The 26,742-nt window shown below is 75.9% G+C and carries 19 protein-coding genes; 5 read left to right on the top strand and 14 right to left on the bottom strand.

The genetic code is table 11. From position 1 onward, the window contains the following. Positions 1–31: 31 nt before the first annotated feature. The 6 genes from nudC to BUB17_RS11050 all read right to left on the bottom strand — a co-directional run bounded on the left by nudC (position 32) and on the right by BUB17_RS11050 (position 7,978). Positions 32–997, bottom strand: a complete 966-nt coding sequence (gene nudC, locus BUB17_RS11075) for an NAD(+) diphosphatase (RefSeq protein ID WP_083606260.1) — start codon at positions 995–997, stop codon at positions 32–34. Then, on the bottom strand, positions 994–2,349 hold the full coding sequence (locus BUB17_RS11070; RefSeq protein ID WP_072917962.1) for a M16 family metallopeptidase: 1,356 nt from the start codon (positions 2,347–2,349) through the stop codon (positions 994–996). The genes nudC and BUB17_RS11070 overlap by 4 nt, the downstream gene beginning before the upstream one ends. Before the next feature lie 73 nt (positions 2,350–2,422). Beyond that, a complete protein-coding gene (locus BUB17_RS11065) occupies positions 2,423–3,733 on the bottom strand; it encodes a M16 family metallopeptidase (protein WP_072917960.1) in 1,311 nt (436 codons plus the stop codon). Positions 3,734–4,056: 323 nt separating this feature from the next. After that, positions 4,057–4,920: a DUF2510 domain-containing protein gene (locus tag BUB17_RS11060; RefSeq protein ID WP_072917959.1), complete on the bottom strand. Its 864-nt coding sequence runs from the start codon at positions 4,918–4,920 to the stop codon at positions 4,057–4,059. A 35-nt stretch (positions 4,921–4,955) separates the two neighbouring features. Beyond that, complete coding sequence (locus tag BUB17_RS11055) at positions 4,956–6,563, bottom strand: serine/threonine-protein kinase (RefSeq protein WP_072917957.1); 1,608 nt, start codon at positions 6,561–6,563, stop codon at positions 4,956–4,958. Then, positions 6,560–7,978 carry a M20/M25/M40 family metallo-hydrolase gene (locus tag BUB17_RS11050; RefSeq protein WP_244277146.1) on the bottom strand — a complete coding sequence of 473 codons (1,419 nt, stop codon included), beginning with the start codon at positions 7,976–7,978 and terminating at the stop codon, positions 6,560–6,562. The genes BUB17_RS11055 and BUB17_RS11050 overlap by 4 nt, the downstream gene beginning before the upstream one ends. 25 nt (positions 7,979–8,003) lie before the next feature. On the opposite strand from BUB17_RS11050, the gene BUB17_RS11045 reads away from it, so the two are divergent. After that, positions 8,004–8,840, top strand: coding sequence for an alpha/beta fold hydrolase (locus tag BUB17_RS11045; RefSeq protein ID WP_072917954.1), 837 nt, complete (start codon positions 8,004–8,006; stop codon positions 8,838–8,840). A 118-nt stretch (positions 8,841–8,958) separates the two neighbouring features. Here the strand turns inward: BUB17_RS11045 and BUB17_RS11040 are convergent, their stop codons facing one another. The 7 genes from BUB17_RS11040 to BUB17_RS11010 form a co-directional block, all read right to left on the bottom strand. Further along, the gene (locus BUB17_RS11040) at positions 8,959–12,327 is read right to left on the bottom strand and encodes an ATP-dependent DNA helicase (protein WP_072917953.1); all 3,369 of its coding nucleotides are present in this window, start codon (positions 12,325–12,327) and stop codon (positions 8,959–8,961) included. Between the two features lie 16 nt (positions 12,328–12,343). Then, positions 12,344–15,532, bottom strand: coding sequence for an ATP-dependent helicase (locus BUB17_RS11035; protein WP_208983371.1), 3,189 nt, complete (start codon positions 15,530–15,532; stop codon positions 12,344–12,346). A gap of 158 nt (positions 15,533–15,690) precedes the next feature. Next, positions 15,691–16,035 (bottom strand): MGMT family protein, encoded by a 345-nt coding sequence (locus BUB17_RS11030; RefSeq protein ID WP_244277144.1) that lies wholly within the window; start codon positions 16,033–16,035, stop codon positions 15,691–15,693. Between the two features lie 19 nt (positions 16,036–16,054). Continuing rightward, positions 16,055–16,639: a TIGR03086 family metal-binding protein gene (locus tag BUB17_RS11025; protein WP_072917951.1), complete on the bottom strand. Its 585-nt coding sequence runs from the start codon at positions 16,637–16,639 to the stop codon at positions 16,055–16,057. A 133-nt stretch (positions 16,640–16,772) separates the two neighbouring features. Next, entirely contained in the window at positions 16,773–17,933 is a 1,161-nt protein-coding gene (moeZ, locus tag BUB17_RS11020) for an adenylyltransferase/sulfurtransferase MoeZ (protein WP_072917949.1), read from the bottom strand. 298 nt (positions 17,934–18,231) lie between these two features. Further along, positions 18,232–19,392, bottom strand: coding sequence for a DUF3152 domain-containing protein (locus BUB17_RS11015; RefSeq protein WP_072917948.1), 1,161 nt, complete (start codon positions 19,390–19,392; stop codon positions 18,232–18,234). 99 nt (positions 19,393–19,491) lie between these two features. Then, positions 19,492–20,544 carry an alpha/beta fold hydrolase gene (locus BUB17_RS11010; RefSeq protein ID WP_072917946.1) on the bottom strand — a complete coding sequence of 351 codons (1,053 nt, stop codon included), beginning with the start codon at positions 20,542–20,544 and terminating at the stop codon, positions 19,492–19,494. Between the two features lie 69 nt (positions 20,545–20,613). On the opposite strand from BUB17_RS11010, the gene BUB17_RS11005 reads away from it, so the two are divergent. The 3 genes from BUB17_RS11005 (at position 20,614) to BUB17_RS10995 (ending at position 23,926) form a co-directional block, all read left to right on the top strand. Continuing rightward, the gene (locus tag BUB17_RS11005; protein WP_072917939.1) at positions 20,614–21,264 is read left to right on the top strand and encodes a TetR/AcrR family transcriptional regulator; all 651 of its coding nucleotides are present in this window, start codon (positions 20,614–20,616) and stop codon (positions 21,262–21,264) included. 151 nt (positions 21,265–21,415) lie between these two features. Beyond that, positions 21,416–21,652: a DUF3107 domain-containing protein gene (locus tag BUB17_RS11000; RefSeq protein ID WP_012950239.1), complete on the top strand. Its 237-nt coding sequence runs from the start codon at positions 21,416–21,418 to the stop codon at positions 21,650–21,652. A gap of 330 nt (positions 21,653–21,982) precedes the next feature. Next, positions 21,983–23,926 carry a methyl-accepting chemotaxis protein gene (locus tag BUB17_RS10995; protein WP_072917937.1) on the top strand — a complete coding sequence of 648 codons (1,944 nt, stop codon included), beginning with the start codon at positions 21,983–21,985 and terminating at the stop codon, positions 23,924–23,926. 196 nt (positions 23,927–24,122) lie between these two features. Here the strand turns inward: BUB17_RS10995 and BUB17_RS10990 are convergent, their stop codons facing one another. Beyond that, positions 24,123–24,773, bottom strand: coding sequence for a ferritin-like fold-containing protein (locus BUB17_RS10990; protein ID WP_072917936.1), 651 nt, complete (start codon positions 24,771–24,773; stop codon positions 24,123–24,125). 327 nt (positions 24,774–25,100) lie between these two features. Here BUB17_RS10990 and BUB17_RS10985 point away from each other — a divergent pair, with 327 nt between their 5' ends. Further along, the gene (locus BUB17_RS10985; RefSeq protein WP_244277142.1) at positions 25,101–26,729 is read left to right on the top strand and encodes a DEAD/DEAH box helicase; all 1,629 of its coding nucleotides are present in this window, start codon (positions 25,101–25,103) and stop codon (positions 26,727–26,729) included. Positions 26,730–26,742: the final 13 nt, after the last annotated feature.

Here is a 26,742-nt window from a genome sequence, read left to right as displayed (position 1 = left end):
AGGGGACCTGATCATCGCCACGCGGTTTCGCCTAGAGCTCGCCGTCGACCCAGCGGTCGATGATGTGCCGGGCGATCGAGACCGCCGGTGGCAGCGCCCGCGGGCCGGCGCCGGAGCGCAGCTCGTCGCGGGTGAACCAGCGGGCCTCCTCGATCTCGGTGGGGTCCAGGTGCAGCGTCGGGTCGCCCTCGACCCGCGCGGTGTAGCCCAGCATCAGCGACTGCGGAAACGGCCACGGCTGGCTGCCCACGTAGCGGATGTCGGTGACCCGCAGCCCGACCTCCTCGGCGACCTCCCGGGCCACCGCGCCCTCCGCGGACTCCCCCGGCTCGACGAAGCCGGCGAGGATGGAGAAGCGTCCCGGCGGCCACACCGCCTGGCGGCCCAGCACGCACCGGTCGCCGCCGTCGTGGACCAGCATGATCACGGCCGGGTCGGTGCGGGGGAACAGCTCCGCGCCGGTCTCCGGGTCCCGTTGCACCCAGCCGGCCCGCTCGATCGTCGTCCGCGCGCCGGACAGCGGGCTGAACCGGTTGCGCTCGTGCCACTCCACCATGGCGACCGCCTCGGCGAGCAGGCCGGCGTCCAGGTCGTCGAGGTCCGCGCCGAGGTCCCGGAGCCCCGCCCAGGTGTCGGCCGGGCGGCCGCCGATGGTCAGCCGCCGCTCTCCGCGGACGGCGGCGTAGCACACGCTGCCGGCCTCACCGAGGTAGACCGCGCCCTCCGGCAGCCCGGCCCGCTCCTCCCAGAGCAGCCGCGGACCACCCTCGGCCTCCTCGACGGGCACGGTGCGCCGCCCGTCCACCGTGAGCACCCGCACCGGGCGGCCGCCGGTGGGGTCGGGCAGCAGGCGGGCCAGGTGGCTGCGGTCGTGCGCGGACCGGGACAGCACCGGCACCGCGCCGGCCGGCGAGGGGCTGCTCTCCGGCCACGAGACGCCGTCGCCGGACGGCGGCGGGTTGTCCGCGGGGGTGCTGCCGCCGTCCGGGACGCTCATGCCTGATCCGCCGGGGAGACGACCTCGACCGGTCCGAACGTCCGCAACGGGTCGGTGACCTGCCCCGCGTCGCCGACGACGACGGCCGTCAGCGCGGCCGGCTGCAGGACGCGGCGGGCCGCCTCCTGCACCTCCTCGACCGTGACCCGGGCCAGCGCCTGCTGGTGCTCGGCCAGCCACTGCGGCGGCAAGCCCGAACCGGCGAGCGCCGACAGCGTGCTGGCCAGCCCCGCGTGCGTGGCGGTGGACAGCGCCATGCTGCCGAGCACGTAGCGGCGGGCGGCGTCCAGCTCCTCCTCGGTCACCGGCACGAGTGCCATGCGGCCGAGCTCGTACCAGGTCTCGAGGAACGCCGGCCCGGTGACCTCGGTGGCGACGTCGGCCTCGACGAGGAACGAGGAGGCGGCGGCCAGGTGGTCGACCGAGCTGCGCGGGCTGTAGCTGTAGCCGCGCCGCTCGCGGATGTTCTCCACCAGGCGGGAGGAGAAGTAGCCGCCGTAGACCATGTTGGCCAGCCGCACGGCGGGCAGGTCGGGGTCGGTGCGGCTGGGCGCGGGGCCGCCGAGGCGCAGGTTCGACTGCACCGCGCCGGGCCGGTCGACCACCTGCAGCGCCCCGGGTGCCGGCTGCGGCACCGGCGGGGCGGCGACCGCCGTCCCCTCGCCGGTCCAGCCGGCCAGCGCGGTGCCGACGGCGTCGACGGCCGCGGCCGGGTCGAGGTCGCCGACCAGCACCAGGGTGCTGCCGGCGGGGAGCACCCGGTCCCGGTGCAGCTTGCGCAGCGCCTGGCTGCGGACCGCGTCCACCAGCTCCACGGCGGGCAGCTGCTCGGCGTAGGGGTGGGCGCCGTAGCGGCGGGCGGCCAGCGCGGTGCGCGCGATGATCCCGGGCTGGGACCGGGCGATGGAGATCCGCTCGGCGACCCGGGCGCGCTCGGCCTCCACGCGGTCGACCGGGTAGGTCGCGTCGGTCAGCACCTCGGCCAGCACGCCCAGCACGGGAGCGAGCCCCTCGGCGAGCAGCGTGGTGGCGAACAGCAGCCGGTCGGGGTCGGTGGAGACCGACAGCTCCCCGCCGTGGGCCTGGACGGCCTCCGCGATGCCGGTGGCGTCGCGCCCGCCGGTGCCCAGCAGAACGGCACCGGACAGCACCGAGGCGCGGGCGGTGTGCTGCGCGGCGGCGCGCGCGGTCGCCGCGGCGAAGGGCACCCGCAGCCGCAGCTCGACGAGGGGGACACCCGGCCGCGGGACGACGACCAGCCGGAGGCCGTTGGGGAGCGTCGCCTCGGTGACGGCCAGCTCGGGCTGCGGCCGGGGCTCACCCAGCGGCGGGACCAGCACGGGCGCGCTCACGAGCCCTCCTCGCTGTCGCCGGCCGGCCGCGTTCGCGGCGCTGCTGTGTTCACGGACGAGCTCGCGAGCTCGCTCATCGACGTCCCCCCGTGGCGCGCAGCTCGAGGAGCGCGACGGTACCGGGGTCCAGCCCCCGGGCGGCGGCCTGCACCTGCTCGGAGCCGACGGCGGCCAGCCGGGCGGCGAGCTCGCCGGCCAGCTCCGCGCGGCCGTGGACCAGCTCGGCGGTGGCGAAGGCCAGCGTGCGGCCGAGCACCGAGTCGGCCTGACGCAGCAGCTGGGCCTCGGTGCGCGCCTGCACGCGGGCCAGCTCGTCGGCGCCGACGCCGTCCTGGGCGATCCGGCCGATCTCCTCGTGCACCGCGGTGACGACCTTCTCGACCGGGACCGACGCCGGGTGGTGCACCTGGGTGGTGAGCAACGTGGCGTCCCGGACGTCGAACGGGTCGCCGAACAGGCCCACGTAGCTGCTCTGCGCGATGGCCAGCTGGTCGTCGTGGACCAGCCGGCGCTCCAGCCGGGAGGCGTCGCCCTCGCTCAGCAGCTCGGCGAGCAGCACCGTGCCGAGGTAGGTGTCGAGGTCGCCGACCGGGTCCGGAACGCGCCAGCCGAGGGCCACCGCGGGCGCCGGGGCCAGCGGGTCCTCGACCACGCCGGAGCGCACGCTCGTCGGCGACGGCTCCCCGGTGGGCGGCGTCGGCGGCACCTCGCGGGCGGCGATGGGCCCGAACCAGCGGCGCACCAGTTGCTCGGTCTCCTCGACGTCGAGGTCGCCGCCCAGGCACAGGACGGCGTTGCCCGGCGCGTAGTAGCGGTGGAAGAAGTCCGTGGCGTCGTCGACGGTCGAGGACTCCAGGTCCACGAACGAGCCGTAGCCGTCGTGGGTGTTGGCGAAGCTCTCGAAGGCGATCGACGGCAGTTGCAGCCACGGGAAGGCGCCGTACGGGCGGTTGAGCACGTTGACCCGGATCTCCTCCTTGACCACGTCGATCTGGTTGCGGAGGTTCTCCTCGGTGATCGCCGGCGCCGCCATGCGGTCCGCCTCGAGGAAGAGGGCGCGTTCGAGGGCCTCGGCGGGGAGGGCTTCGTAGTAGTTCGTGTAGTCCTGGTGGGTCGAGCCGTTGAAGGTGCCGCCCGCGGCCTGGACGAGCCGGGCGTGCTCCATCTTCGGGACGTTGGCCGAGCCCTGGAACATGAGGTGCTCGAAGAGGTGGGCGAAACCGGTGCGGCCCTGGGGCTCGTTGCGCATCCCGACGTCGTAGGAGACGGTCACGGCGACCACCGGGACGCTGCGGTCCGGCGCCAGCACGACGCGCAGCCCGTTCTCCAGTCGGAAACGCTCCACCGGGTGCCGGAGGGTGAGGTCGGCCCCAGCTGCAGTCACGTGCCCGACCCTAACCGCGCCCGGGCACGCCGCGCCGGGCGACGCCGGGGCTGCGACGTCGGCCACCCGCGGCGGCTCCCCCGCTCCTCCGCCGTTGCACCCGCTCCCGCGCCGCTGCGCCCGCGCGAACGCGAGGGCGACCGCGCGAGAGTTCCGGTGGACCACTCGTCGCCGGGACGGCAGGCGGCCGGGACGGCACGTGGCCGCGGTGCGGGTACCTGGGAGCGGCGGCCCGGAGGGTCCCCCGAGCGGGGACGGTGGTCCGGACCTCAGCGGCGGCCGGGACGGCACGTGGCCCCGTGTCGGCCGGTAGGCCGACGGTGTCACAGCACGTCGACGCCGTCGACCACCCGGTCGATGACCCCGTACAGCTCCGCGTGGGTGTTGGGGATGGAGATGTACAGCAGCGCGGGGGCCGGGCGGCCGACGTCGACGAGGAGCAGGGCGACCCGCTCTCCCGACGCCTCGTAGCCGTCGACGTCCCAGGACAGGTCGAACTCGAGCAGGTGTGCCGGGACGCCGTCGACGGTCCGGGCCTCGTCGCGCAGGACCTCTCGCTCGTTGGGGCTCGGGTAGTAGTTCAGCCGCACGCTGTCGGCGACCCGGGTGAGAGCCGGCTGCAGACCCCCCGCACCGGGGTAGAGGCCGGGCAGCAGCGGACCCGAGGTGCACTGGGCGATGAACAAGCCGTCGGGCGTCACCTCCTGCGTGACGAGGTACTGCCCGGCCACCGACGTCGTCTCGACCACGTCCTGCAGGTCGTACTCCAGCCAGCCCTGGCCGAGGTACGGATAGGCGATGCCGGCGGCCTCGTCGACGATCCGCACGGTGCCGGGCGGGAACGGCGAACTGGTCGGCGGGGGCGGTGCGGCGGTGCCCCGGTCGTCGTCCGGACCGCTGGGCCGCCCGACGAGGAAGCCGATGAGGACGACGAGCACCAGCCCGAGGACGGACAGCCCGACCACCCAGGCGGTGCGCTGCGGTGGCCGTCCAGGGCCGGGCGACGGGTTCTGCTCGGGGATCCCGGGCGCCGCGGCCGGCGGCGCGACCGGCGCCTGCACGGCCACGCCGGGACCGGCAGGGGTGGTGACGTCGGACCAGCCGGCGCCGCTCCACCAGCGCACCATCCCGGGTGTGCCGTCGGGGTCGGGGTACCAGCCCGGCGGTGCGCTCGACTGACCGGTCACGGCATCACCCTAGGACCGCCGCCGGGGTGCTCCGGTCACCGACGGTCGGCGGCGTCGTCCCACCAGGAGACCAGCTCGCGCAACTCGTCCTCCCCGCCGCCGCGCACCTCGGCGACGGCGAGCGTGCCGGTGTCGTCCCAGGTCCAGCGCAGTTGCGCGTCGCCCTCGGCATCGAGGGAGCAGGCCAGCCGGCCCACGGTCCGGTCGTCGGAGTCCTCCAGCGGCAGCCAGCCCTCCGGGTCGTCGCCGTTCCCGCAGCCGTACTCGCTGTCGAGCACGGGCAGCCCCGCGGCCGCCACGTGCTCGGCGAAGGCGGTGGCCGCGCCGTCCCCGGCGTACAGGGCGTACGTCCCCGCCGGGGCGCCGCCCTCGTCGAGGTCCCCCGCCGGGCACTCCAGCCGACCCAGTTGCGCCCCGTCCACGGGCGCGGCCGTGCAGTCGGCGGGGTCGACCTCCTCGGGCAGCGCCAGGGCGAGCAGCCGCTGGGCGATCCCCGAGACGTCGCCGGCGGCCTCGTCGGCGCGGCGGTCGGTGGTGACGAGCAGCCCGGCGAGCACCAGCGCCGCTCCCGTCGCGACGGCGGCGAGCAGCCACGGCAGCCAGCCGAGCCGGCGCCGGGACCGACCGGCCGGGGGATCGCCGACGAGGGTCGGTGCGGGCGCGACCGGGGCGGCTGCCGGCACCTGCCGGGTGGTCGAGCGGTCCCCGTCCACCGGCCGGGGCCCGGCTGCCGTCGGGGCGTCGTCCGGGCGGGGCACCGGGACGCCGCTGCCGGTCAGCGCCGACCGCGCCGCGTCGGCCAGGTTCCCGGCGCGCTGCCAGCGCCGCTCGGGGTCCTTGGCCAGCCCGCGCAGGACGGCCTCGTCCAGCGCGGCGGGCAGTTCCGGACGCAGGGACGACGGCGCCGGCGGCACCTCGTGCAGGTGCGCGGCCATCGTGCGCGCCGGATCGCCCGGGGGGAACGGACGGCGCCCGGTGAGCAGCTCGAACAGCAGGCAGGCCAGGGAGTAGACGTCGGCGCGGGCGTCCGGCGGCGCCGCGCCGAAGCGCTCGGGGGCCATGTACTCGGTGCTGCCGACCGCGGTGCCGACGGCGGTCAGCGCCGGTCCGGGCCCGTCGTCGGCGCCGCGGGCGACGCCGAAGTCGGCCAGGTAGGCGAAGTCTTCTCCGGCGGCGGAGGTGGCCAGGTCCCGCCCGTCGGCCCGGGCGACGAGCAGCACGTTCGACGGTTTGACGTCCCGGTGGACCAGGCCCCCGGCGTGTGCGGCGTCCAGGGCACGGGCGACCTGGCCGACCAGGTCGACGGCGCGGGCGGGGTCCATCGGGCCGGTGCGCCGCAGCAGCGAGTCGAGGTCCTCGCCGTCGACCAGGCGCATGTCGAGGAAGAGCTGCCCCTCGATCTCGCCGTACCGGTGGATGGGGACGACGTGCGGCTCGGTGAGGCGCGCGGCGATGCGGGCCTCACGCCGGAAGCGGTCGCGGTAGCCCTCGTCCTGGGCCCACTGCGGGTGCAGCACCTTGAGGGCGACGTCCCGTTCGTGCTCGCCGTCGTGCGCCCGGAGCACCTGCCCCATGCCGCCACGGCCGAGGACGCCCAGGATCCGGTAGGGGCCGAAACGCCCGCCGTCCTGGCGGTCGGTCACCGCGGGCGCAGCGGCACGGTCGCGAGTTCCCGCCACAGGTGCGCGGCGGCCTCGGCCCCGCGGTACAGCATCGGCAGCAGCACCCGCTCGTTCGGCGAGTGGATGCGGTCGGTGGGCAGCCCGGCGCCGAGGAACACCAGCGGCGCGCCGAGGACGTCGACCAGGTCGGCCTCCGGGCCGCTGCCGCCCTCGCGGGTGAACAGCACGTCGGCCGGGTCCCGGTCGAAGGCCTGACCGATCGCGGTGAGCAGGGCGGCCATCGCCGGGGAGTCCAGGTCGCTGGCGCACGGGGAGACCCCGCCGGCCGGGACGTGCACGTCGGCCTGGATGCCCGCCGGCAGGTTGGCCGCCACCCAGCCGCGCACCTGCTCGGCGAGGTCGGCAGGGCGCTGGTCGGCGACCAGCCGGAAGGTGATCTTGGCGTGCGCCTCGGCCGGGATGATCGTCTTGTGCCCGGGGCCGGTGTAGCCGCCCCACATCCCGTTGACCTCGGCGGTGGGCCGGGCACCGATCCGCTCCAGGGTGGTGAAGCCGTCCTCCCCGGTGGCGAGCCGGGAGGCGGCGGGACCGGTCAGCCAGGCCTGCTCGTCGAAGGGCACGCGGGCCATGAGGTCGCGCTCGCGGTCGGTGAGCGGGCGGACCCGGTCGTAGAAGCCGGGCAGGGTGACCCGCCCGTGGGCGTCGTGCAGGCTCGCCAGCAGGGTCGCCATGGCGTGCAGCGGGTTGGGGACGCCGCCGCCGAAGGAGCCGGAGTGCAGGTCGACGGCGGGCCCGCGCAGGGTGATCTCGGCGTCGGCCAGCCCGCGCATCGCCACGACGGCGCTGGGGACGTCGGGGGCGGCCATCCCGGTGTCGCTGACCACCACGACGTCGCACCGCAGCCGCTCGGCCCGCTCCCGCAGCAGGGTGGCGAACTGCGGCGAGCCGGATTCCTCCTCGCCCTCGACCAGGACCTTGACGGTGACCGCCGGGGTGTCCCGGCCGGTGGCGGCCAGGTGCGCGCGCATGCCGAGCAGGTGCATCGCGACGTTGCCCTTGTCGTCGATCGCGCCGCGGGCGTGCAGCTCCGGGCCGTCGGGGCCCTCGACGCGGGTGGGCTCGAACGGGGGGTGCGCCCACAGCTCCAGCGGGTCGACCGGCTGGACGTCGTGGTGCCCGTAGACGAGGGCCACCGGCGCGCCGTCGTCCGCCGAGGGCCACTCGGCGTAGACGGCGGGGGCACCGGCGGTCTCCCACACCTCCACGACCGGGAAGCCCGTGCGGCGCAGCGCGGCGGCCAGCCACTCGGCGCTCGCGGCGATGGCCGGCGCGTGCGCGGGGTCGGCGGAGATCGACGGGATCCGCAACCAGGCGTCGAGGTCGGCGTGCAGGTCGTCGAGGTGCGCGCTGACGAAGTCGCGTTCCGGGCTGCTCACGACTGCCGACGGTAGCGTCGCGGCCATGTCGGGACAGCTCCTGCGGGTGGACGTCGGCGACCTCAGCTTCGACGTCCGGGCCGACGGGCCGGACGACGGCCGTCCGGTGCTGCTGCTGCACGGCTTCCCGGAGACATCGGCGTCGTGGGCGGCGGTGACCCCCCAGCTGGCCGAGGCGGGGCTGCGCAGCTACGCCGTCGACCAGCTCGGCTACTCCCCCGGCGCGCGACCGGACGAGGTCGAGGCCTACGCCCTGACCAACCTGGCGCAGGTGACCGCCGACCTGATGACGGCGATGGACGTGCCGGTGGCCGACGTGGTCGGGCACGACTGGGGTGCCAACGTGGCCTGGGCGCTGGCCGCCTGGCACGAGGACCGGGTGCGTTCGCTGACCGCGGTCTCCGTGCCGCATCCGACGGCGTTCACCACGGCGTGGCGCTCGGACCCCGAGCAGCAGGAGCGGTCGGCCTACATCCGCCTCTTCTGGCAGCAGGGCAAGGCCGAGGAGGTGCTGCTGGCCGACGACGCCCGGCGGCTCCGGCGGATGTTCGGGGACGCCGTCCCGGCCGAGGCCGTCGACGAGTACGTGGCCGTGCTCTCGGCGCCGGGCGCGCTGACCGCCGCGCTCAACTGGTACCGGGCGATGAGCTCGTCCACGCCGGTCGACGACGTCCCGGTGCCGACCGCGTACGTGTGGAGCGACGGGGACGTCGCCATCGGGCGGCGGGCCGCGGAGGGCTGCGCCGAGTACGTCACCGGCGACTACCGGTTCGTCGAGCTTGCCGGGGTGAGCCACTGGATCCCCGAGCAGGCTCCCGAGCAGCTGGCCGTCGCGATCCTGGACCGCATCGCCTCCACGTGAAGCGGGACCCCTGCCCCCCGCCATGGAAGAACCCGTCCTCCCCGCCCCTCGCGAGCTCGGGGCGGTGCCCTGGACGGGGCCAGTGGCGAGCCCCTGCAGGGGGCCACGTCGCGGGAGGTCAGCACTCCTCCGGCTCGGGCTCGTCGGGGAGCACGTCGTCGTCGGCCGCCTGCCCGGTGACCAGGGCGAGCAGGCCGGCCTCGTCGAGCAGGTCGACCGGGCGCACGGTGACGCCGGCGGAGACGTGGTGGAAGCCGGCGCTGACCCGTTCGACCGGGACGCCGGTCAGCCGCGACCAGCCCAGCCGGTAGGCGGCCAGCTGCACCGCCGCGGCGGCGAGCTCGGCGCCCGACGGCGGCGGGCCGGTCTTCCAGTCGACGACCTCGAAGCCGCCACCGCCGTCGTCGAAGACCGCGTCGATGCGCCCGCGCAGGGTGAGCGGGCCCAGGGGCGTCTCGAAGGGCACCTCGACCTCGACCGGTTGCCGGTCGGCCCAGGGGCTGGCCAGGAACGCCTCCTGCAGCGCGGCCAGCGCGCCGTCGGGAGCGGCGGACTCGTCGCCGGAGCCGGGCAGCTCGTCCAGGTCGAGCAGCCGGGCGACGCCGAAGCGCTCCTCCAGCCAGGCGTGGAAGGCGGTGCCGCGGCGGGCCAGCGGCGCGGGCGCGGCGGGCATCGGCCGGCGCAGCCGCCGGGCGAGCTCGGCGGGGTCGCGGCGCAGCGTGACCAGCTCGGACACCGACAGGTGGCTGGGCAGTGGCACCTCGACGGTCGGGCGGGCGGTGCGCCGTCGCTCGCGCAGCAGCAGGTCGGCGTCGCGCACCCAGCGCTCCACCTCCGGATCGCCGGTGCCGAGGGCGGCGGCGGCGTCCAGCGGGTGCGGGGCGGCACCGGCCACCAGCTCGGCGGCGGCGGTGAGCGCACGGCGGCGCGGCGGCGAGAGCGGGTCGGCCGGCCACACGCCCACCGGCCACTCCTCCAGCGCCGGGTTCGTGGCCCCCTCCTCGGGGCGTTCGGCCCACGCGACGACGACGCCGGCACCGGCCGAGCACGCGCGGCGGACGGCGTCGAGCAGCACCGACGGGCCGTTCGGCTTCACGCCCTCGCGCCACCAGCTGCCCGAGCACAGCAGCAGGTGCTTGGCGCGGGTGACCGCCACGTAGCCCAGCCGGATCTCCTCGGCCTCCCCGAAGCGCTTCCACTCCTCGACGTAGTCCTCGAGCGCGGCGCGCACCGCGGCCTGGTCGCCGGAGCCCGGCACCGGCAGGCGCAGCTGCGGCAGCTCCGCGCGGTCGGTGGTGCGCAGGTCGACCGGGACCGCGCCGGGGTCCTTGACCCACGAGTCGCTGGTGTCGGTGCGGGCCGGGAACTGGTCGGCCGTCATGCCGGGCACGGCGACGACGTCCCACTCCAGGCCCTTGGCCGAGTGGCCGGTGAGCAGCTGGATCGACTCGGGGTCGACCGCGACCTCGCCCGGCTCGAGGCCGCGCTCGCGCTCCTCGGCGTCGCGCAGGTAGCCGAGGAAGGCCGGCAGCGAGGGCAGCTCGGCCAGCTCGGTGAACTCCGCGGCGACGGCGTGCAGCGCGTCGAGGTGCGCCCGCGCCGAACCGGGGCTCACGCCGGGCGCGCTGGCCAGCTCGGTCTCCAGGCCCAGCACCCGCGCGACGTCGTCGACCAGATCGGGCAGCGACTCCCCCAGCCGGCCGCGCAGGTGCGCCAGCTCCGCGGCCAGCCGCCGCAGCCGCCGGTGGGCCGCGGGCGAGTAGGCCGACGGGTCCCCGAGGTCGTCGAGCGCCTCGACGATGCTGCCGCGCTCGGACGGCCTGGGGTCGTCGCCGTCCTCGCGGTCGGGCTTCCGGGAGTGCACCAGCGCGCGGGCGCGGGACTCGAGCGCGGCGAGGTCGCGGGGGCCGATCCGCCAGCGGGCGCCGGTGAGCAGCCGGCCCATCGCGTCGCCGGCGGTGGGGTCGACGAGCACGGTCAGCGTCGCGACGACGTCGGAGACCTCGGGCACCTCCAGCAGCCCGCCCAGGCCGACGACGGTCACCGGCAGGCCGCGGGCGCGCAGCGCGGCGGCGATGCCGGGCAGCTGCTTGCGCGTGCGCACCAGCACCGCCGTCGTCGGGGAACGCCCGTCGGGGCGCGGCGGCAGCGCCGGGTCCTCGCCGCGCCAGCTGGCGGCCAGCCGGTCGGCGAGCGCCTCGGTCTCCTCGGCCACGGTCGGGTAGAGGCCGGCGGTGACCAGCCCGTGCCCGGCGGTGGGCGCCGGCGCGAGGTCGGGCAGCGGCACCTCGGGCGCCGGCAGCAACCCGGCGACGTCGTTGGCGACGGCGAGCACCGCGCCGTCGTTGCGCCAGCTGGTGGCCAGGGTGAGCCGCTGCGCCTCCCGGCCGCGGACCCCGGGGAAGGTGCGGTCGAAGCGCTCGATCGTCCCCGCCGACGCGCCGCGCCAGCCGTAGATCGACTGCCGCGGGTCCCCGACGGCGAGCACCGGGTGCCCGGTGGTGCCGCCGAACAGCGCCTCGAGCATCCGCAGCTGGCCGACGCTGGTGTCCTGGTACTCGTCGAGCAGCACGATCCGCCAGCGGGCCCGCTCGCGGCGGCCGACCTCGGGCGCGCTCACGGCGACCCGCGCGGCCAGCGCCACCTGGTCGGAGTGGTCGATCGCGCCGGCGGCCCGCTTGCGTGCCTCGAACGCCTCGACCAGCGGCAGCAGCGCCACGCGGGCGCGCTGGCGGGCCAGCATCTCCAGCACCGGCCTGTAGGGGCCGCGCTTGCCCCTCGCGTCGGGATAGCCGGCGATCTGCCGCTCCAGCTGCGCGGTCCACGCGCGCAGCCGGTCAGCGGGGATGTCGTGCTCGCCGAGCTCGCCGGCCAGCGCCAGCACGTCCTCGACGGTGGTCAGCGGGGTGAGCTGGACGTCGTCCATGTCGCCGGTCCAGCCGGACACGACGGACGCCGCCTGCCCCCAGCACATCGCCGGGCCGAGCACGCCGGCGCCGGGCTCGACGCCGATCCGCAGCCCGTGCTCGCTGACCAGCGAGGCGGCGTAACCGTGGTAGGTCGACACCGTCGGCATCGCGACGGCCAGCCGCTCCCGGAGTTCCGGATCGGTCTCCGGGTGCCGGGACAGCGCGCCCAGCCGGATGCGGATGCGCTCGTTGAGCTCGCTGGCCGCCTTGCGGGTGAAGGTCAGCCCGAGGACGGCGTCGGGGGCGACCAGCTCGTTGGCCACCAGCCAGCAGACCCGGGCGGCCATCGTCTCGGTCTTGCCCGACCCGGCCCCGGCGACGACGACCAGCGGCCGGTCGGCCGGCGCCGACACCACCCGCGTCTGCTCGTCGGAGGGCGCGTAGGCCAGGCCGCAGCGCGCGGCGACCTCGGCGGGGGTGAGCGTCCGGCGCTGCCGCACCGGCTCGGGCGCCGCCCCGAACAGGGCGTCGTCGAACGCGAGCTGTTCCTCGACCGGCGCTGGTGTCCGGCGGCTCACGCGGACTCCCCCACGCTCACGCCGTGACCTGCCGGCCGCGCTCGTGCAGCGGGCAGCTGCGCCGGGCCGGGCACCGGGAGCAGTGGCTACCGGTCCGCACCTCGAAGGTGGCCGCGCCCATGCCGTCGCCGACCTGCGCCACCAGCTCCCCGGCCCAGGTCTGCCCCACCGGGACGCCGGCGGGCAGCGGGTCCTGGGCCTGCTCCTTGGCCCTGCTCCCGGAGCCGACCTGCAGCAGCGCCGCTCCGCCGGGGGCATCGCCGTGCTCGCCGAACGCGCCGGCGGCGACGGCCACCTGGTAGGCGGCCAGCTGCCCGTGGGTGTCGATGTCGCGCGCGGCGGTGCGGCCGGTCTTGAGGTCGACGACGACCAGCCGGCCGGCGCCGTCGCGCTCGAGCCGGTCGACCTGGCCGCGGATGCGGGCCCGCCCCACGGTGACGTCGAAGTCGGCCTCGGCGGCGAGCAGCTCGCGGCCGTTGGCGGCGTGCCAGCGCAGGAACCGGTCGAGCATGTCGCGGGCGGCGGTCTGCTGCCGCTGGTCGGCCCAGCCGGGACCGAGGTCGAGCTGGTCGAGCTCCTCGGCCAGCGCGGCGGGTGCCTCGGCGGCGGGCAGCCCCTCGGCCACCTTCTGGGCGACGGCGTGCACCGCCGAGCCGACGGTGCGGGTGGCGTCGGGCGAGGCCTCGGCGCCGACCGCGCCGAGCACCCACTTCAGCGGGCAGCGCTGGAAGGTCTCGATCGCCGACGGGCGCACCCGCACCGCCTCGCCGTCGGGCACCAGCGGAGCGTCGTCGGACAGCGGCGCCAGGCCCCACCAGTCGGCCGGGGAGGCGCCGGGCACGCCCTCGTCGGCCAGCCGGCGCAGCACCGCGGCGGCGGCAGACCGCCGGGCCGGCTCGGTCTGCGGGTCGCTGACCGCCCGCCGCAGCTCGGCGACCAGCGCGGGCAGCGTCAGCGAGCGCGGCAGCGGCGTCAGCGGCCGGCCGTCGTCGGGCCGGGGGACGACGAGGTCGAGGAACCGGGAGGCGGTGGCGCCGGCGTCGGGACCGTCCAGGGCACCCTCGACGGCGGTGACCACCAGCCGCCGGCGGGCGCGGGTGCAGGCGACGTAGAACAGCCGCCGCTCCTCGGCCAGCATCTGCACCCGCCGGTCGAGAACGGCGCCGTCGATGCCCGCCACCCGCTCGACCAGCAGCTCGGTGCCCAGCAGCGTGCCGCGGTCGCGGAGGTCGGGCCAGATGCCCTCCTGCACGCCGGCCACGCAGACGACGTCCCACTCCAGGCCCTTGGAGGCGTGCGCGGTGAGCAGCCGGACGGCGTCGGTCGCCGACTCCCGGCCGGCGCCGGTGACCCCGGGCAGCTCCTGTGCCGACAGGTGCTCGACGAACGCGCCGACGGTGGCCGAGGGCAGCCGGTCGACGAAGCCGGCCGCGGCGTCGAACAGCGCGACGACGGCGTCGAGGTCGCGGTCGGCGGCCGCTCCGGCCGCCCCGCCGGCGGCGCTGGCCCGCGCCCACCGGCCGGCCAGCCCGCTGCGCTGCCACATCGCCCAGAGCACGTCCTCGGCGGACCCGTCGCGGGCCAGCGCCACCCGGCCGGCGGCCAGCACGTCCGCGACCCGGCGCGCGGGGCGGGCGACGGCCTCGGGCAGCTCCTCGAGCAGCCCCTCGTCGACGAGCGCGGTGGCCAGCGGCGCGCCCCGTTCGTCGGCGTCGACCCCGCGCCGGGCCTGCGCGATCCGCACGGCACGGCGCAGCCGGCGCAGGTCCAGCACGGTCGCGCCGCCCAGTGCGGAGGTCAGCAGCGCCTCGGCGCCGAGCTCGTCGAGGGCCAGCGTGCCCGGCTCGGCGCCCGGGCGCGGCAGCAGCGCGCCGAGCGCGGCCAGCAGCGGCGCGACGGCCGGCTGGGCGGCCAGCGGCAGGTCGTCTGTGCCGACCTCGACCGGGACGCCGGCCGAGGTGAGCGCGCGCCGCAGCGGCCCGATGGCCAGCGCGGTGCGGATGACGACGGCCATCTCCGACCACGGGACGCCGTCGACCAGGTGCGCGCGGCGCAGGGTGTCGGCGACGTAGGCGGCCTCGACCGACGCCGAGTCGAAGACGTGCACCTCGGCGCTGCCCTCCTCGGCCCCTTCGACCGCGGACAGCCGGCGGTGCTCCCACGGGCCGGGCAGCGCCTCGGCGACCCTCCGGCTGACCTCCAGCAGCGCGGGGCCCGAGCGCCGGCACACGCCCAGCGACAGCCGCGGTGCGGGTCGGCCGCTCACGGTGCGGAACCGCTCGGGGAACTCCACGATGCCGCGCGGCTCGGCGCCGCGGAAGGTGTAGACGGCCTGGTCGGGGTCGCCGACGACGACCAGGTCACCCCCGCCACCGGCGAGCAGCTGCAGCAGCTCCACCTGTGCGGGGTCGGTGTCCTGGTACTCGTCGACGAACAGCCACCGGGCCCGCTCGCGCTCGGCCCGCAGCAGCGCGGGGTCGTCCTCGAGCTCGGCGATCGCGGCCCGGACCAGCTCGGCGGAGTCGTAGCCCGACGCGTCACCGCCGCCGGCGGTGGAGAAGGCGGTGACCGCCTCGTACTGCTCCTGGAAGGCCGCGGCGTGCAGCCACGCCTCGTTGCCGGTCTCCCGGCTCCAGGCGGCCAGCAGCTCGGGGTCGACTCCCCGCTCGGTGGCCCGCAGCAGCAGCTCTCGCAGTTCGCCGCGGAAGCCGGCGGTGGTCAGCGCCGGCAGCAACGACTCCGGCCAGCGCACCGCGCCCTCCCCGGCCAGGTCACCGCGCAGCAACTCGGCGACGACGGCGTCCTGCTCGGCGGCGGTCAGCAGCCGCGGGGGCGCCTCCCCGCGCAGCAGCGCCGCCCGTCGCAGCACGCCGTAGGCGTAGGAGTGGAAGGTGCGGGCCAGCGGCTCCCGGAGGGTGCGCGCCACCCGCGCGGTGACGCGGTCGCGCAGCTCGGCCGCAGCCCGGCGGCTGAAGGTCAGGACGAGGATCTGCTCGGGGTCGACGCCGCCGTCGATACGCGCGGCGACCGCCTCGACGATCGTCGTCGTCTTGCCCGTGCCGGGGCCGGCGAGCACCAGCAGCGGGCCGCCCTGATGGTCGACGACGGCCTGCTGGGTGGGGTCGAGCCGGGGGCGTGGCACCGACGCTCCGGCCGGCTGCACGAGGCGGTAGACCGGCGTCGACTCGTCCCCCCTCAGTGCCACACTCCGATGACACCACGAGCGTCGGACGTTCTCGGGAGGGCCGGGCCACCGGCGCGGCCGGAGCGCGGCGGCTGCTGCCGTGCAGGGGTCCGCGCGCCTGCCGGTCCACCGCTTCCGGGCCCACGTGACCAGCAGCACGGGCCCGCCGTCCGGCCGGCTCAGGGCCAGCCGAGGGCGGTCAGGTCGACGCGGCCCGAGCGCACCGGCACGCCCTCGGCGGCGAGCCGGGCGAGCTGCTCGACGCGGACCGGCTCGGCGACCGACCCGTCGGCGCGGACCACCCGGTGCCAGGGCACCGCTCCCCCGCCCTGGGACAGCGCGCGGGCGACCCGCCGCGGCCCGACGCCGACCAGCCGGCCGATCGCGCCGTAGGTGCTCACCCGCCCGGGCGGGATGCGCTCCACGACGTCGAACACCGCCTCGTCCACGTCCAGCGGCGAGGTGTCCGGGGAGGGCTGCCCGCCGCGGCCGTGCGTACGGGTCCGCGGGTCGTCGTCCACCACCCACACCGACCTCCCGGGGTCAGCCCCGGCGGCCGTACCTGCCCAGCAGCCGGGCCTGCGGTGGGGCGGTCCGCGGCACGTCGAGCGGTGGGTCGAACAGGCCCGGCACACCGTCTGCGGGGAGCCGGTCGGCGACGACGAGCGCCGCCGTGACCAGTGCCGGGTCCAGCTCGGTGTCGCCGTGGGTGGCCCGGGCGAGGTCCCAGGAGTGCACCGTGAGGTCGGCGGTCATCTCCTCGATGTACTCCCCGGCCGGCACCTTCCCGCGGGACAGGTGGACGGTGTGCAGCAGCGCCCGGTCCTGCGCGAAGGCGGTCAGCGCGCCGTCGGCGGCGGACTCCCAGCCGGTCAGCGGGTCGTCGCCGAGCAGGTCGCTGGTGTCGTCGGGGAAGCGGCCGTCGATGAGGTCGAACGGCTCCCCGGCCAGCAGCGGCGGCACCCAGAGCGCCTCGGACACCAGGTGCGCGACGAGGTCGGCGACCGTCCAGCCGGGCAGTGCCTCGTCGTCCCACTGCTCCGGCTCGACCGCGTCGACGCGGTCGGTGAACGCGGCCTGCGCGCGCTGGAAGAGCGCGATCAGCTCGGCGGGGGCGAAGTCGGGCATGCGCTCAGTAGACAGCGCGAGGGCCCGGTCCGCTCCCGTACGGGAGCGGACCGGGCCCGGTGACGTGCTGGAACCGGCCCCCGTCCAGGGCCTCACCCTGAGCTTGCGAAGGGTGGGGAGGACGGGGGTCCTTCTAATAGGTCGGCAGCGTCTTGTCGATGCGCGTCGCCCAGGCCGTCACGCCGCCCTGGACGTGCACGGCGTCGGAGAAGCCCGCGTTCTTCACCGCGGCGAGCACCTCGGCCGAGCGGACGCCGGTCTTGCAGTGCAGCACGATCGGCTTGTCCTGCGGCAGCTGCGACAGCGCGCGGCCGGAGAGGATTTCGTCCTTGGGGATGAGCGTCGCACCGGGGATGGACACGATCTCGTACTCGTTGGGCTCCCGGACGTCGATCAGCTCGAAGTCCTTGCCGGCGTCCATCATGTCCTTGAGCTCGTCGACGGTGATCGTCGAGCCTGCGGCCGCATGCTGGGCCTCGTCGGAGACCACACCGCAGAAGGTCTCGTAGTCGATGAGGCCGGTGATCGGCTCGGCCTCCGGGTCCTTGCGCACCTTGATGGTGCGGAAGGTCATCTCCAGGGCGTCGTAGACCATCAGCCGGCCGAGCAGCGTCTCGCCGATGCCGGTGATCAGCTTGACCGCCTCCGTGGCCTGGATGGCGCCGACGGTCGCGCACAGGACGCCGAGCACGCCGCCTTCGGCGCAGCTGGGCACCATGCCGGGGGGCGGCGGCACCGGGTAGAGGTCGCGGTAGTTCGGGCCGTGCTCGTTCCAGAAGACCGAGACCTGGCCGTCGAACCGGTAGATCGAGCCCCAGACGTAGGGCTTGCCCAGCAGCACGCAGGCGTCGTTGACCAGGTAGCGGGTGGCGAAGTTGTCGGTGCCGTCGACGATGAGGTCGTACTGACCGAAGATCTCCATCACGTTGTCGCTGTCCAGCCGCGTCTCGTGCAGGCGGACGTCGACGTAGGGGTTGATCTCCTTGATCGAGTCGCGCGCGCTCTCGGCCTTGGACCGGCCGACGTCGGACGCGCCGTGGATGATCTGGCGCTGCAGGTTCGACTCGTCGACGACGTCGAACTCGACGATGCCGAGCGTCCCGACCCCGGCCGCGGCCAGGTACATCAGGACGGGCGAACCGAGGCCACCGGCGCCGACGGCGAGCACCTTGGCGTTCTTCAGCCGCTTCTGGCCGTCCATCCCGACGTCCGGGATGATCAGGTGACGGCTGTACCGGCGGACCTCGTCGATCGTGAGATCGGCGGCGGGCTCCACCAGGGGTGGCAGGGACACGAGCTGCTCCTCAGTACTCGACAGCGGCCCAGCGCAGGCCGGCGTTCATCGGGTCAACAGCCCGGCACCCAGGACGATTCCCACGGCATGCCGGGCTGTCGTACCACCGGCCGAGCACCGGATCCTGTGCGCCGACGCGCAGTTCGGACCACCGGACGTGCACACCAGCGCACACCGTCGCCGACTCACGCGCCCACCTGGTCGTTGACGGACGGCTGGCGGACTGGCGAGGGACCACACCCGCTCAGCGCAGGGGAGGCGGCACGTGCTGGCGGGGTCGGCCCGCGGGCCGACCGTGTCACGGATGGGGCCAGGCGTTCTTGGCGCAGCCCTCGAGCCCGAGGGTCTGCTGCTGCATGACCGGTGCGGGCCGGCCGGGACCGGGGCACGCCTGGTGGCCATTGCCGAGCGCGTGGCCGACCTCGTGGTTCACCACGTAGTGCCGGTAGGTCGGGACGTCGCCCTCGTAGTCGGGAACGGCGGTCGCCCAGCGGGCCAGGTTGATGACGGCCCGATCGCCGTACCGGCAGGAGGTGTAGCCGCCGGTGCCGACGCCGGGACAGTAGCGCTCCATGTTGCCGGGGCTGATCAGCGTCACCTTGAACGCGTAGTCGCCGGCCGCAGCCTCCTCCTGGCCGACCCGCTGGAACGACATCCGCCCGCCGTTGCCCCACGACCGCGGGTCGCCCAGCGTCTCCTCGACCGCGGCGGCGAACGACGGCCCGTCCACCTCGATGCCGTCCTCGACCTCGACGACGAAGCGCTGCAGCGGCCCGGTGCCGTAGATCTGCGAGCTGCCGGGGACGACGGTCACGCTCCCGGCGCCCTGCTGGACGAAGCCGGGCGCGCCCGCGGCGGTCTCGGGCGCCGCGGTCGGTGCGGCGTCGATCTCGGCCGGCGCCGTCGGCGTCGCCGGGGGCTCGGCGACCGCCTCGGCGGTGCGAGGGGCCGCGGCCTCGGCCGAGGGCGTCGGCGCGGCGGTGGCCGACCCGCTCGTGCCGGCCCCGCCGGACACGAGGTCCACGAGGGTGACCACGGTCGCCAGAGCGAGCAGCGGGATCGCGTAGGCGCGCCAGCCCCACCGGGTCACGAAACGGTGGAACCGGCCGCCTCCGCCGCCGGTGGACCCTGACCGGGTGCGGCCGCTGACGACGACGCGGGTGCCTCCGGTGCGGCGCTCCGCGGGGACCCGCCCGGGTGTGCGGTCGGTGGCGACGGGTCGGCGGACCCGCGGGCGCTCCGTCGGGCTCGGGGAGTCCGACCGGGTCACCACCGGGTTGGTGTCGGCGAACCTCGGGGGCTGCTGCGGCGCGGCGCGGCGGGCGGCGGGCGGGGGCACGCGCGGGAGGCCGCGGACCGGCTCCTCGGCGCGAGCGGGACGACCGGGCGGGCCGGCGTCCGGCGCCGGTCGCGTGCGCCCGTTCGGCCCGCGGCCGGGGAAGGCGTCCGCGGGACTCACCTCGTCAGACTCTCACGGCCCCCCGGCTCCGGTGCAGACCGCGCGGCGACGGCGTGTGGCCGGGCGACGGTCCGTGGCCTCGCGTCGCCCCGCCGCAGGTCAGGAGGCGTGCGCCGGGTCGTGCAGGGCCGCCGCGGCGGCGTCCTCGGCCAGTGCCAGCACCGCCCGCGCCATCGGCTCGGGGGCCTCCAGCATGGCGACGTGCCCGACGCCCTCGAGGACCTGCAGCCGCGCGTCGGGGACGGCCGCGGCCAGCCGGGGTCCGAGGGCGGGGTCGACCAACCGGTCGCGGTCGCCCCACACCACCAGCGTGGGCGGGCGCAGCGACCGGGCCAGCCGCCAGGCGTTGCGCGGGCCCACGCGGAGGTAGGAGGTGATCAGGCCGCGCATGCTGCGGGTCAGCGCCCGCGTCGCCCACGGTTGCCCGGCGCGCTCGCGCATCTCCTCCAGCGCCTGGTCCAGCCGTGCTCTCGGCACACGGCGCGGGTCGCCGAAGCACACCTGCACCATCCCGCGGACCTGCTGCTCGGGCGTCACGCCGGACAACCGGCGCTCGGCCAGCGCCGGGATCCCGGGCAGCAAGAGCAGCAGGAGCAGGCGGCTGAAGGCGCCCGGCACGCGGCGGACCGGCATCGCCGGCGACACCAGGGTCAGCGTGGCGACCAGGTCGGGGCGGCTGGCGGCGACGAACAGCGAGACCAGGCCGCCGAGGGAGTTGCCCAGCAGGTGCACCGGCCGGCCGGCGGCCTCTCCGGGCTCGGCGACGACCCGCTCCAGGACGTCGACGACCGCCGCCACGTGCCCGCGCACCGAGTAGGAGGTGCGCGCCGGCGGCCGCGAGCGGCCGAAGCCGGGCAGGTCGAGGGCCCAGCCGTCGAAGCGGACGGCGAGCAGCGCGGCGAGGTCGGTCCAGTTGGTCGAGGCGCCGCCGAGCCCGTGCACGTAGAGCGCCCGCTCCCGCGGTGCACCCGCGGCCGCGCCGTCCACCGGGCCGGTCCACGGCGTCCGCCGGACGAACACCTCTCCTCCGCGGACGGCGACCTGCTCCCCGGGCCACGGCGGCGGGAGGCGGTCCGTGCTCGGCAGCGGGGTCGTCGACAGGCGGGCCGGGTGTGCGTCGGCGGCGGCGCGGGCGTCGGGACCGTCGGACACCCGGCAGACGCTAGGCCAGCGCGGACGGCGGCGCGCGAGCGGGTGACCGGTCGGTAACATCCCTCCGCCATGCACGTATCCCGGTCAGCGCCCGCGCCCGTCCGCCGCTCGTCCCGTCTGCCGCGGGGCGCCCGCCGCGCGCAGCTGCTGCAGGCCGCGCAGGAGGTGTTCGTCGCCCAGGGCTACCACGCCGCGGCGATGGACGAGATCGCCGACCGGGCCGGGGTCAGCAAGCCGGTGCTGTACCAGCACTTCCCGGGCAAGCGGGAGCTCTACCTGGCGCTGCTCGAGCAGCAGGTCACCCTGCTCACCGACCGGGTGCGCGAGGCGATGGAGGGCACCGACGACAACCGCACCCGCGTCAACGGGGCCGTCGGCGCCTACTTCGACTTCATCAACGCCGACGGCGCCGCGTTCCGGCTGGTCTTCGAGTCCGACCTGAACAACGACGAGGACGTCCGCGAGCTGGCCGACCGCGGTCACCGGGCCTGCGTGGAGGCGATCGGCGAGGTCATCGCCGCCGACACCGGCCTGGACCGGGAGCGGGCGCTGCTGCTCGCCTCGGGCCTGACCGGGCTGTCGGAGACCAGCGCCCGCTGGTGGCTGCCCCGCAAGGGCACGGTGTCCCGCGACGAGGCGGTGTCGCTGCTGACCGCGCTGGCCTGGCGCGGCATCTCCGGCTTCCCCCGGGTCGAGGGCGGCGAGGGCGCGGCGCGCTGAAGAAGGACCCCCTGCCCCCCACCGCTCGCAAGCTCGCGGCGGGCCCCTGCAGGGGGCCGCGTTCGCTGACGGCGCACCTGCACGGCAGGTCGGCGGATCGACCGCTGCACTAGCGTGGGGAACAGCCGCGCAACTCGAGGAGGCATCCCCCGTGGAAGTCAAGATCGGTGTCCAACACTCCCCCCGGGAGCTGGTCATCGACAGCCCCAAGACCCCCGACGAGATCGCTGCCGAGGTGGCGAAGGCCATGTCCGGCGCGACGAAGGACGGCCTGCTGACGCTGGTCGACGACCGCGGTCGCCGGGTGCTCGTCCCCGTCGACCGCATCGCCTACGTGGAGATCGCGCAGGCCGACCAGCGGCGCGTGGGCTTCATCGCGGGGGCATGACGACAGCCCCGGGAGCACCACAGCGAGGCCCCCGCCGACAGGGCACGAGCATCGCAGCGAGGAATCAGCGAGGAGCGGAGCGTCCGCGGGGCCGGTGCACGGCTCCGGGCGAGGATCGGAGCGTGGCGCGGAGTCGGGCCGACAGCAGGATCTGACGACCGACGGCACGTCCACGACGGGGCGTCCCCTCTACCGAGGGGGCGCCCCGTCGCACTGCACGGAACCGGACGGTCCGCCCGACGCCGTTCCGCACTGAGGTCAACATCACGTCGGGGCCGACCGATGCAGACGGTGCCAGCCTCTCGCCGTCCTCGTGCCTGGAGTGCCCCCATGAGCGTCAAGACCCGCCTCGTCGTCAGCACCGTGGCCGTCGTGGCTGTCGTCCTCGCCGGACTGGCCACCGTGGTGACCATGCTGACGACTGCGCAGGCACGCGAGGACGGGCTGCGCTACGCGCAGAACCTGGCCACCGCGCAGGCCGAGGAGGTGCAGGTCGGCCTCACCCGCCAGCTCGGGACGGCGCAGGTCCTCGCCGGCAGCCTCTCGGCGATGGTGGCCACCGGGAAGGCCGATCGCGCCCTGGCCGACGCCGTGGAGCGACGGCTGCTCGAGGACGACCCGACGCTGCTGGGCACGTGGTCGGTGTTCGAGCCGAACGCCTTTGACCTCGCCGACGCCCTCCACGCCGGCCGGGCGCCCAGCGACGCCAGCGGCCGCTACCTCTCCTACTGGTATCGCGACGGCGCCAGCATCGGGGTGACCCCGATCGCCGGCTACACCGAGCCGGGCACCGGCGACTTCTACCTGCTCGCCCGGGACCGCGGCGTCGACGTGACCACCGAGCCGTACGTGTACGAGGTGGCCGGCGAGGAGGTCCTGATGACCTCGCTGACCTCGCCGGTCCGGGTCGGCGGCACGGTCGTGGGTGTGGCGGGCGTCGACGTGTCGCTGTCCACCGTGCAGGAGCAGATCGCCGGCGTCCGGCCGTACGAGGTCGGCCGGGCGGCGCTGGTCTCCACCGCCGGCATGGTGGTCGCCAGCAACCGCTCGGGCGACGTGGTCGGCGAGACGCCGCAGGGCGGGGCCGGCGCGGCGGCCACCGAGGCCATCACCGAGGACTCGGTGGTGCAGCGCACCGTCGACGGACGCGTGGTCGTGGCGACGCCGTTCCCCGTGGCCGACGGCCAGCAGTGGGCCCTCGTGGTCGAGATCCCGGAGGACGCGATCCTCGCCGACGCCGCCGCCCTCCGGACCACGATCCTGGGGGGCGCGCTCGTGACCATGCTGCTCGCCGGCCTGGCGGTGCTGGTGGTCGCCCGCCGGGTGGTGCGCCCCCTCGACGCCCTGCGCGCCCGCATGGAGGAGATCGCCGACGGCGACGGCGACCTGACCGCGCGGGTCGACGAGTCGCGCAAGGACGAGATCGGCCGGCTGGGCGCGGCGTTCAACCGGTTCGTCGTCAAGGTCGCCGACACCGTCATGGGCATCGGCCGGGCGTCGGGATCGCTGGTGGAGCTCTCCTCGGGCATGTCGGGTGTGTCCGGCCGGCTGGCCGAGTCGGTGGAGCAGACGAGCGCGCGCACGCAGGAGGTGTCCGCCGTCGCTGAGCAGGTCTCGCGCAACGTGCAGACCGTCGCCGCCGGCGCGGAGGAGATGGGCGCGAGCATCCGCGAGATCGCCACCAACGCCTCCGAGGCGGCGCGGATCGCCGGGGAGGCGGTCACCGTCGCGCAGGCGACCAAGCAGACCGTGGCGAAGCTCGGCGACTCGTCGAAGGCCATCGGGGACGTGCTGCGGGTCATCACCGGCATCGCCGAGCAGACCAACCTGCTGGCCCTCAACGCCACGATCGAGGCGGCGCGGGCTGGGGAGGCGGGCAAGGGCTTCGCGGTGGTCGCCACCGAGGTGAAGGACCTGGCCCAGGAGACCGCCAAGGCCACCGAGGACATCGCCCGCCGGATCGACGCCATCCAGACCGACACCACCAGCGCCGTGACCGCCATCGCCCGCATCGACGAGGTGGTGTCCCGGATCAGCGACTACCAGACCACCATCGCCAGCGCGGTCGAGGAGCAGACGGCGACGACCAGCGAGATGTCGCGCGGGGTCACCGAGGCGGCGCAGGGCACCGGGTCGATCGCCTCGGCCGTGGTGACCGTCTCGGCGGTCAGCAGCGAGACCGAGCAGGAGGCGTCGCAGGCTCGCTCGGCGGCGGAGGGACTGGCGGGGATCACCGCGGAGCTGTCCCGCCTGGTCTCCCAGTTCAAGGTGTAGAGCGAGGTGCTGAGGCCCCGGTGCAGGGGCTCGCGCCGAGCTCGCGAGGCGTGGGGGCCGGGAGGTGCTGCAACGGTCCCGGTGCAGGGGCCCGCGCCGAGCTCGCGAGGCGTGGGGGCCGGGAGGTGCTGCAACGGCCCCGGTGCAGGGGCCCGCGCCGAGCTCGCGAGGCGTGGGGAGCACCGGGGTCCTTCTTCTAGGGATTCAGGCCGAGGGCCTTCATCCGCTCGGTGTGCGCGCTGGTGATCCGCTCGACCAGCCGCCCGATGCCCTTCAGGTCGCCGGTGCCCTCGAGGATCAGCGCGGCGAGCTGGTCGCGCTCGGCGATCACCGCCTGCGCCTGCCGCATGGCCTCGCCCACCAGCCGTCGTCCCCACAGCGCCAGCCGGCCGGAGAGCGTGCGGTCGGTCGCGATCGCCGCCCGCACCTCGCGGACGGCGAAGTCCGCGTGCCCGGTGTCGGCGAGCACGTCGAGGATCAAGGCCCGGTCGGGGTCGGGCAGGAAGCCGGCGATCTCCCGGTAGAACTCCGAGGCCAGGCCGTCCCCGACGTAGGCCTTGACCAGCCCCTCCAGCCAGGTGCGCGGCCGGGTGGTCTCGTGGAAGGCGTCCAGCGCGGGGACGAACGGGCTCATCGCCGCGGCCGGCTCGGCACCGAGCTCGGTGAGCCGCGCGGTCAGCCGGCGGTGGTGGTCGATCTCCGCAGCCGCCATCTGCGCCAGCGCGGCCCGGCCGCCCAGGGTGGGCGCGAGGCGCGCGTCCTCGGCCAGCCGGTCGAAGGCGGTCAGCTCGGCGTAGGACAGCACGCCCAGCAGGTCGACGACGGCTCGCTGGTCGACCGCGTCCACTGGCAGCTCCCGGGGTCGGTGGGACGTTGGCGCCTGCCCCGGACGGGTGGCTCGGCGCCCCGGACCGCGCGGCGGAGGGAGGCTAACCGGTGCGCACGCTAGACTGGGAATCGGCGAGCCCTCGGGTTCGCTGTGTATCTGTGCGCTGACGACCGCTGGAGACGATGCCCCGAGGGGCTTCCTCCCGGGCCGACACCGTGGTGTGGCCCGGTTTCTGCTGGCCGCGTCGGCGCTGGAACCGATCCCGCGACACCCGACCGGGACAGGTGCGGAGCGACAGGCGTCCCGGACCTGCTCCCCCGGCAGACCAGAGGCGAGACCCTGACCTTGACCGAGAACACACCCACCACACCCGAGCTCGACCACGCCGAGACCGGCGCGCCTGCGCCCGAGCAGCTCGAGCAGGCCGTCGAGGAGCTCGGCGGCGCGCCCGTCGCCGAGGACGCCCCGCTGTTCAGCTACTTCGACGTCCACCCCGACGTCGTCGCGGCGCTGGCCGAGGTCGGGATCACCCGGACCTTCGCCATCCAGGAGCTCACCCTCCCGCTGGCGCTGGCCGGCAACGACCTCATCGGCCAGGCCCGCACCGGCACCGGCAAGACCCTGGGCTTCGGCGTCCCGATGCTGCAGCGCGTCGTCCCGCCGGCCGAGGGTGGCGACGGCGTCCCGCAGGCGCTGGTCGTCGTTCCCACCCGTGAGCTGTGCGTGCAGGTCTCCCGCGACCTGGCCACCGCCGGCAGCAAGCGCGGCATCCGCGTGCAGGCCATCTACGGCGGCCGCGCCTTCGAGCCGCAGGTTGCCGCGTTGCAGGCCGGCGTCGAGATCGTCGTCGGCACCCCGGGCCGGCTGCTCGACCTGGCCCAGCGGGGCGACCTGATCCTGGGCAAGGTCAAGGTGCTGGTCCTCGACGAGGCCGACGAGATGCTCGACCTGGGCTTCCTGCCCGACATCGAGCGGATCCTGGCCATGGTCCCGGACAAGCGGCAGACCATGCTCTTCTCCGCGACGATGCCCGGCCCGATCGTGACCCTGTCGCGGTCGTTCATGACCCAGCCGACGCACATCCGCGCCCACGGCAACGACGAGGGCTCCACCGTCCCGCAGACGACCCAGTTCATCTACCGGGCGCACAACCTGGACAAGCCCGAGCTGCTCTCCCGCGTCCTCCAGGCACGCGACCGGAGCCTGGTCATGGTCTTCTGCCGCACCAAGCGCACCGCGCAGAAGGTCGCCGACGAGCTGGTCGACCGCGGCTTCGCCGCCGCCGCCGTGCACGGCGACCTCGGCCAGGGTGCGCGCGAGCAGGCGCTGCGCGCGTTCCGCAGCGGCAAGGTCGACGTCCTGGTGGCCACCGACGTCGCCGCCCGCGGCATCGACGTCACCGGCGTCAGCCACGTCGTGAACTACCAGTGCCCCGAGGACGAGAAGACCTACCTGCACCGCATCGGCCGCACCGGCCGGGCCGGCAGCGAGGGCGTCGCCGTCACGCTGGTCGACTGGGACGACATCCCCCGGTGGCAGCTGATCAACAAGGCGCTGGAGCTGGACTTCACCGACCCGCCGGAGACCTACTCCACGTCGCCGTGGGTGTACTCCGACCTGGACGTGCCCGAGGGCGCGACCGGCCGGCTGCCCCGCTCGCAGCGCACCCGCGAGGGGCTGGACGCCGAGACCGTCGAGGACCTCGGCGAGACCGGCAAGCGCACCCGCTCCGGCGGCGGCTCCGGGGCGGGTCGCGGCCCCGCCCGCGAGGACGAGGAGAAGCCGGCCGGCCCGCGCAAGAGCCGTCCGCGCCGGCGCACCCGTGGCAGCGGTGCCGCGGTGGGGGACGCGCCCGCTGCACCGGCCGACGCCTCCTCCGGCGAGGCCGCCGCGACCGGCGACGGTGCCGCCCGCAAGCGCCGCCGTCGTCGCCGTGGCGGCTCCGGGCAGGGCTCCGCCGAGCCCGCCGCCTGAACGAGTCGGAGGA

The sequence above is a fragment of the Geodermatophilus obscurus genome (assembly GCF_900143215.1).
In the GTDB taxonomy this organism is placed as follows: Bacteria; Actinomycetota; Actinomycetes; order Mycobacteriales; family Geodermatophilaceae; genus Geodermatophilus; species Geodermatophilus obscurus_A.
This window is presented reverse-complemented; position numbering and strand designations above follow the sequence as displayed.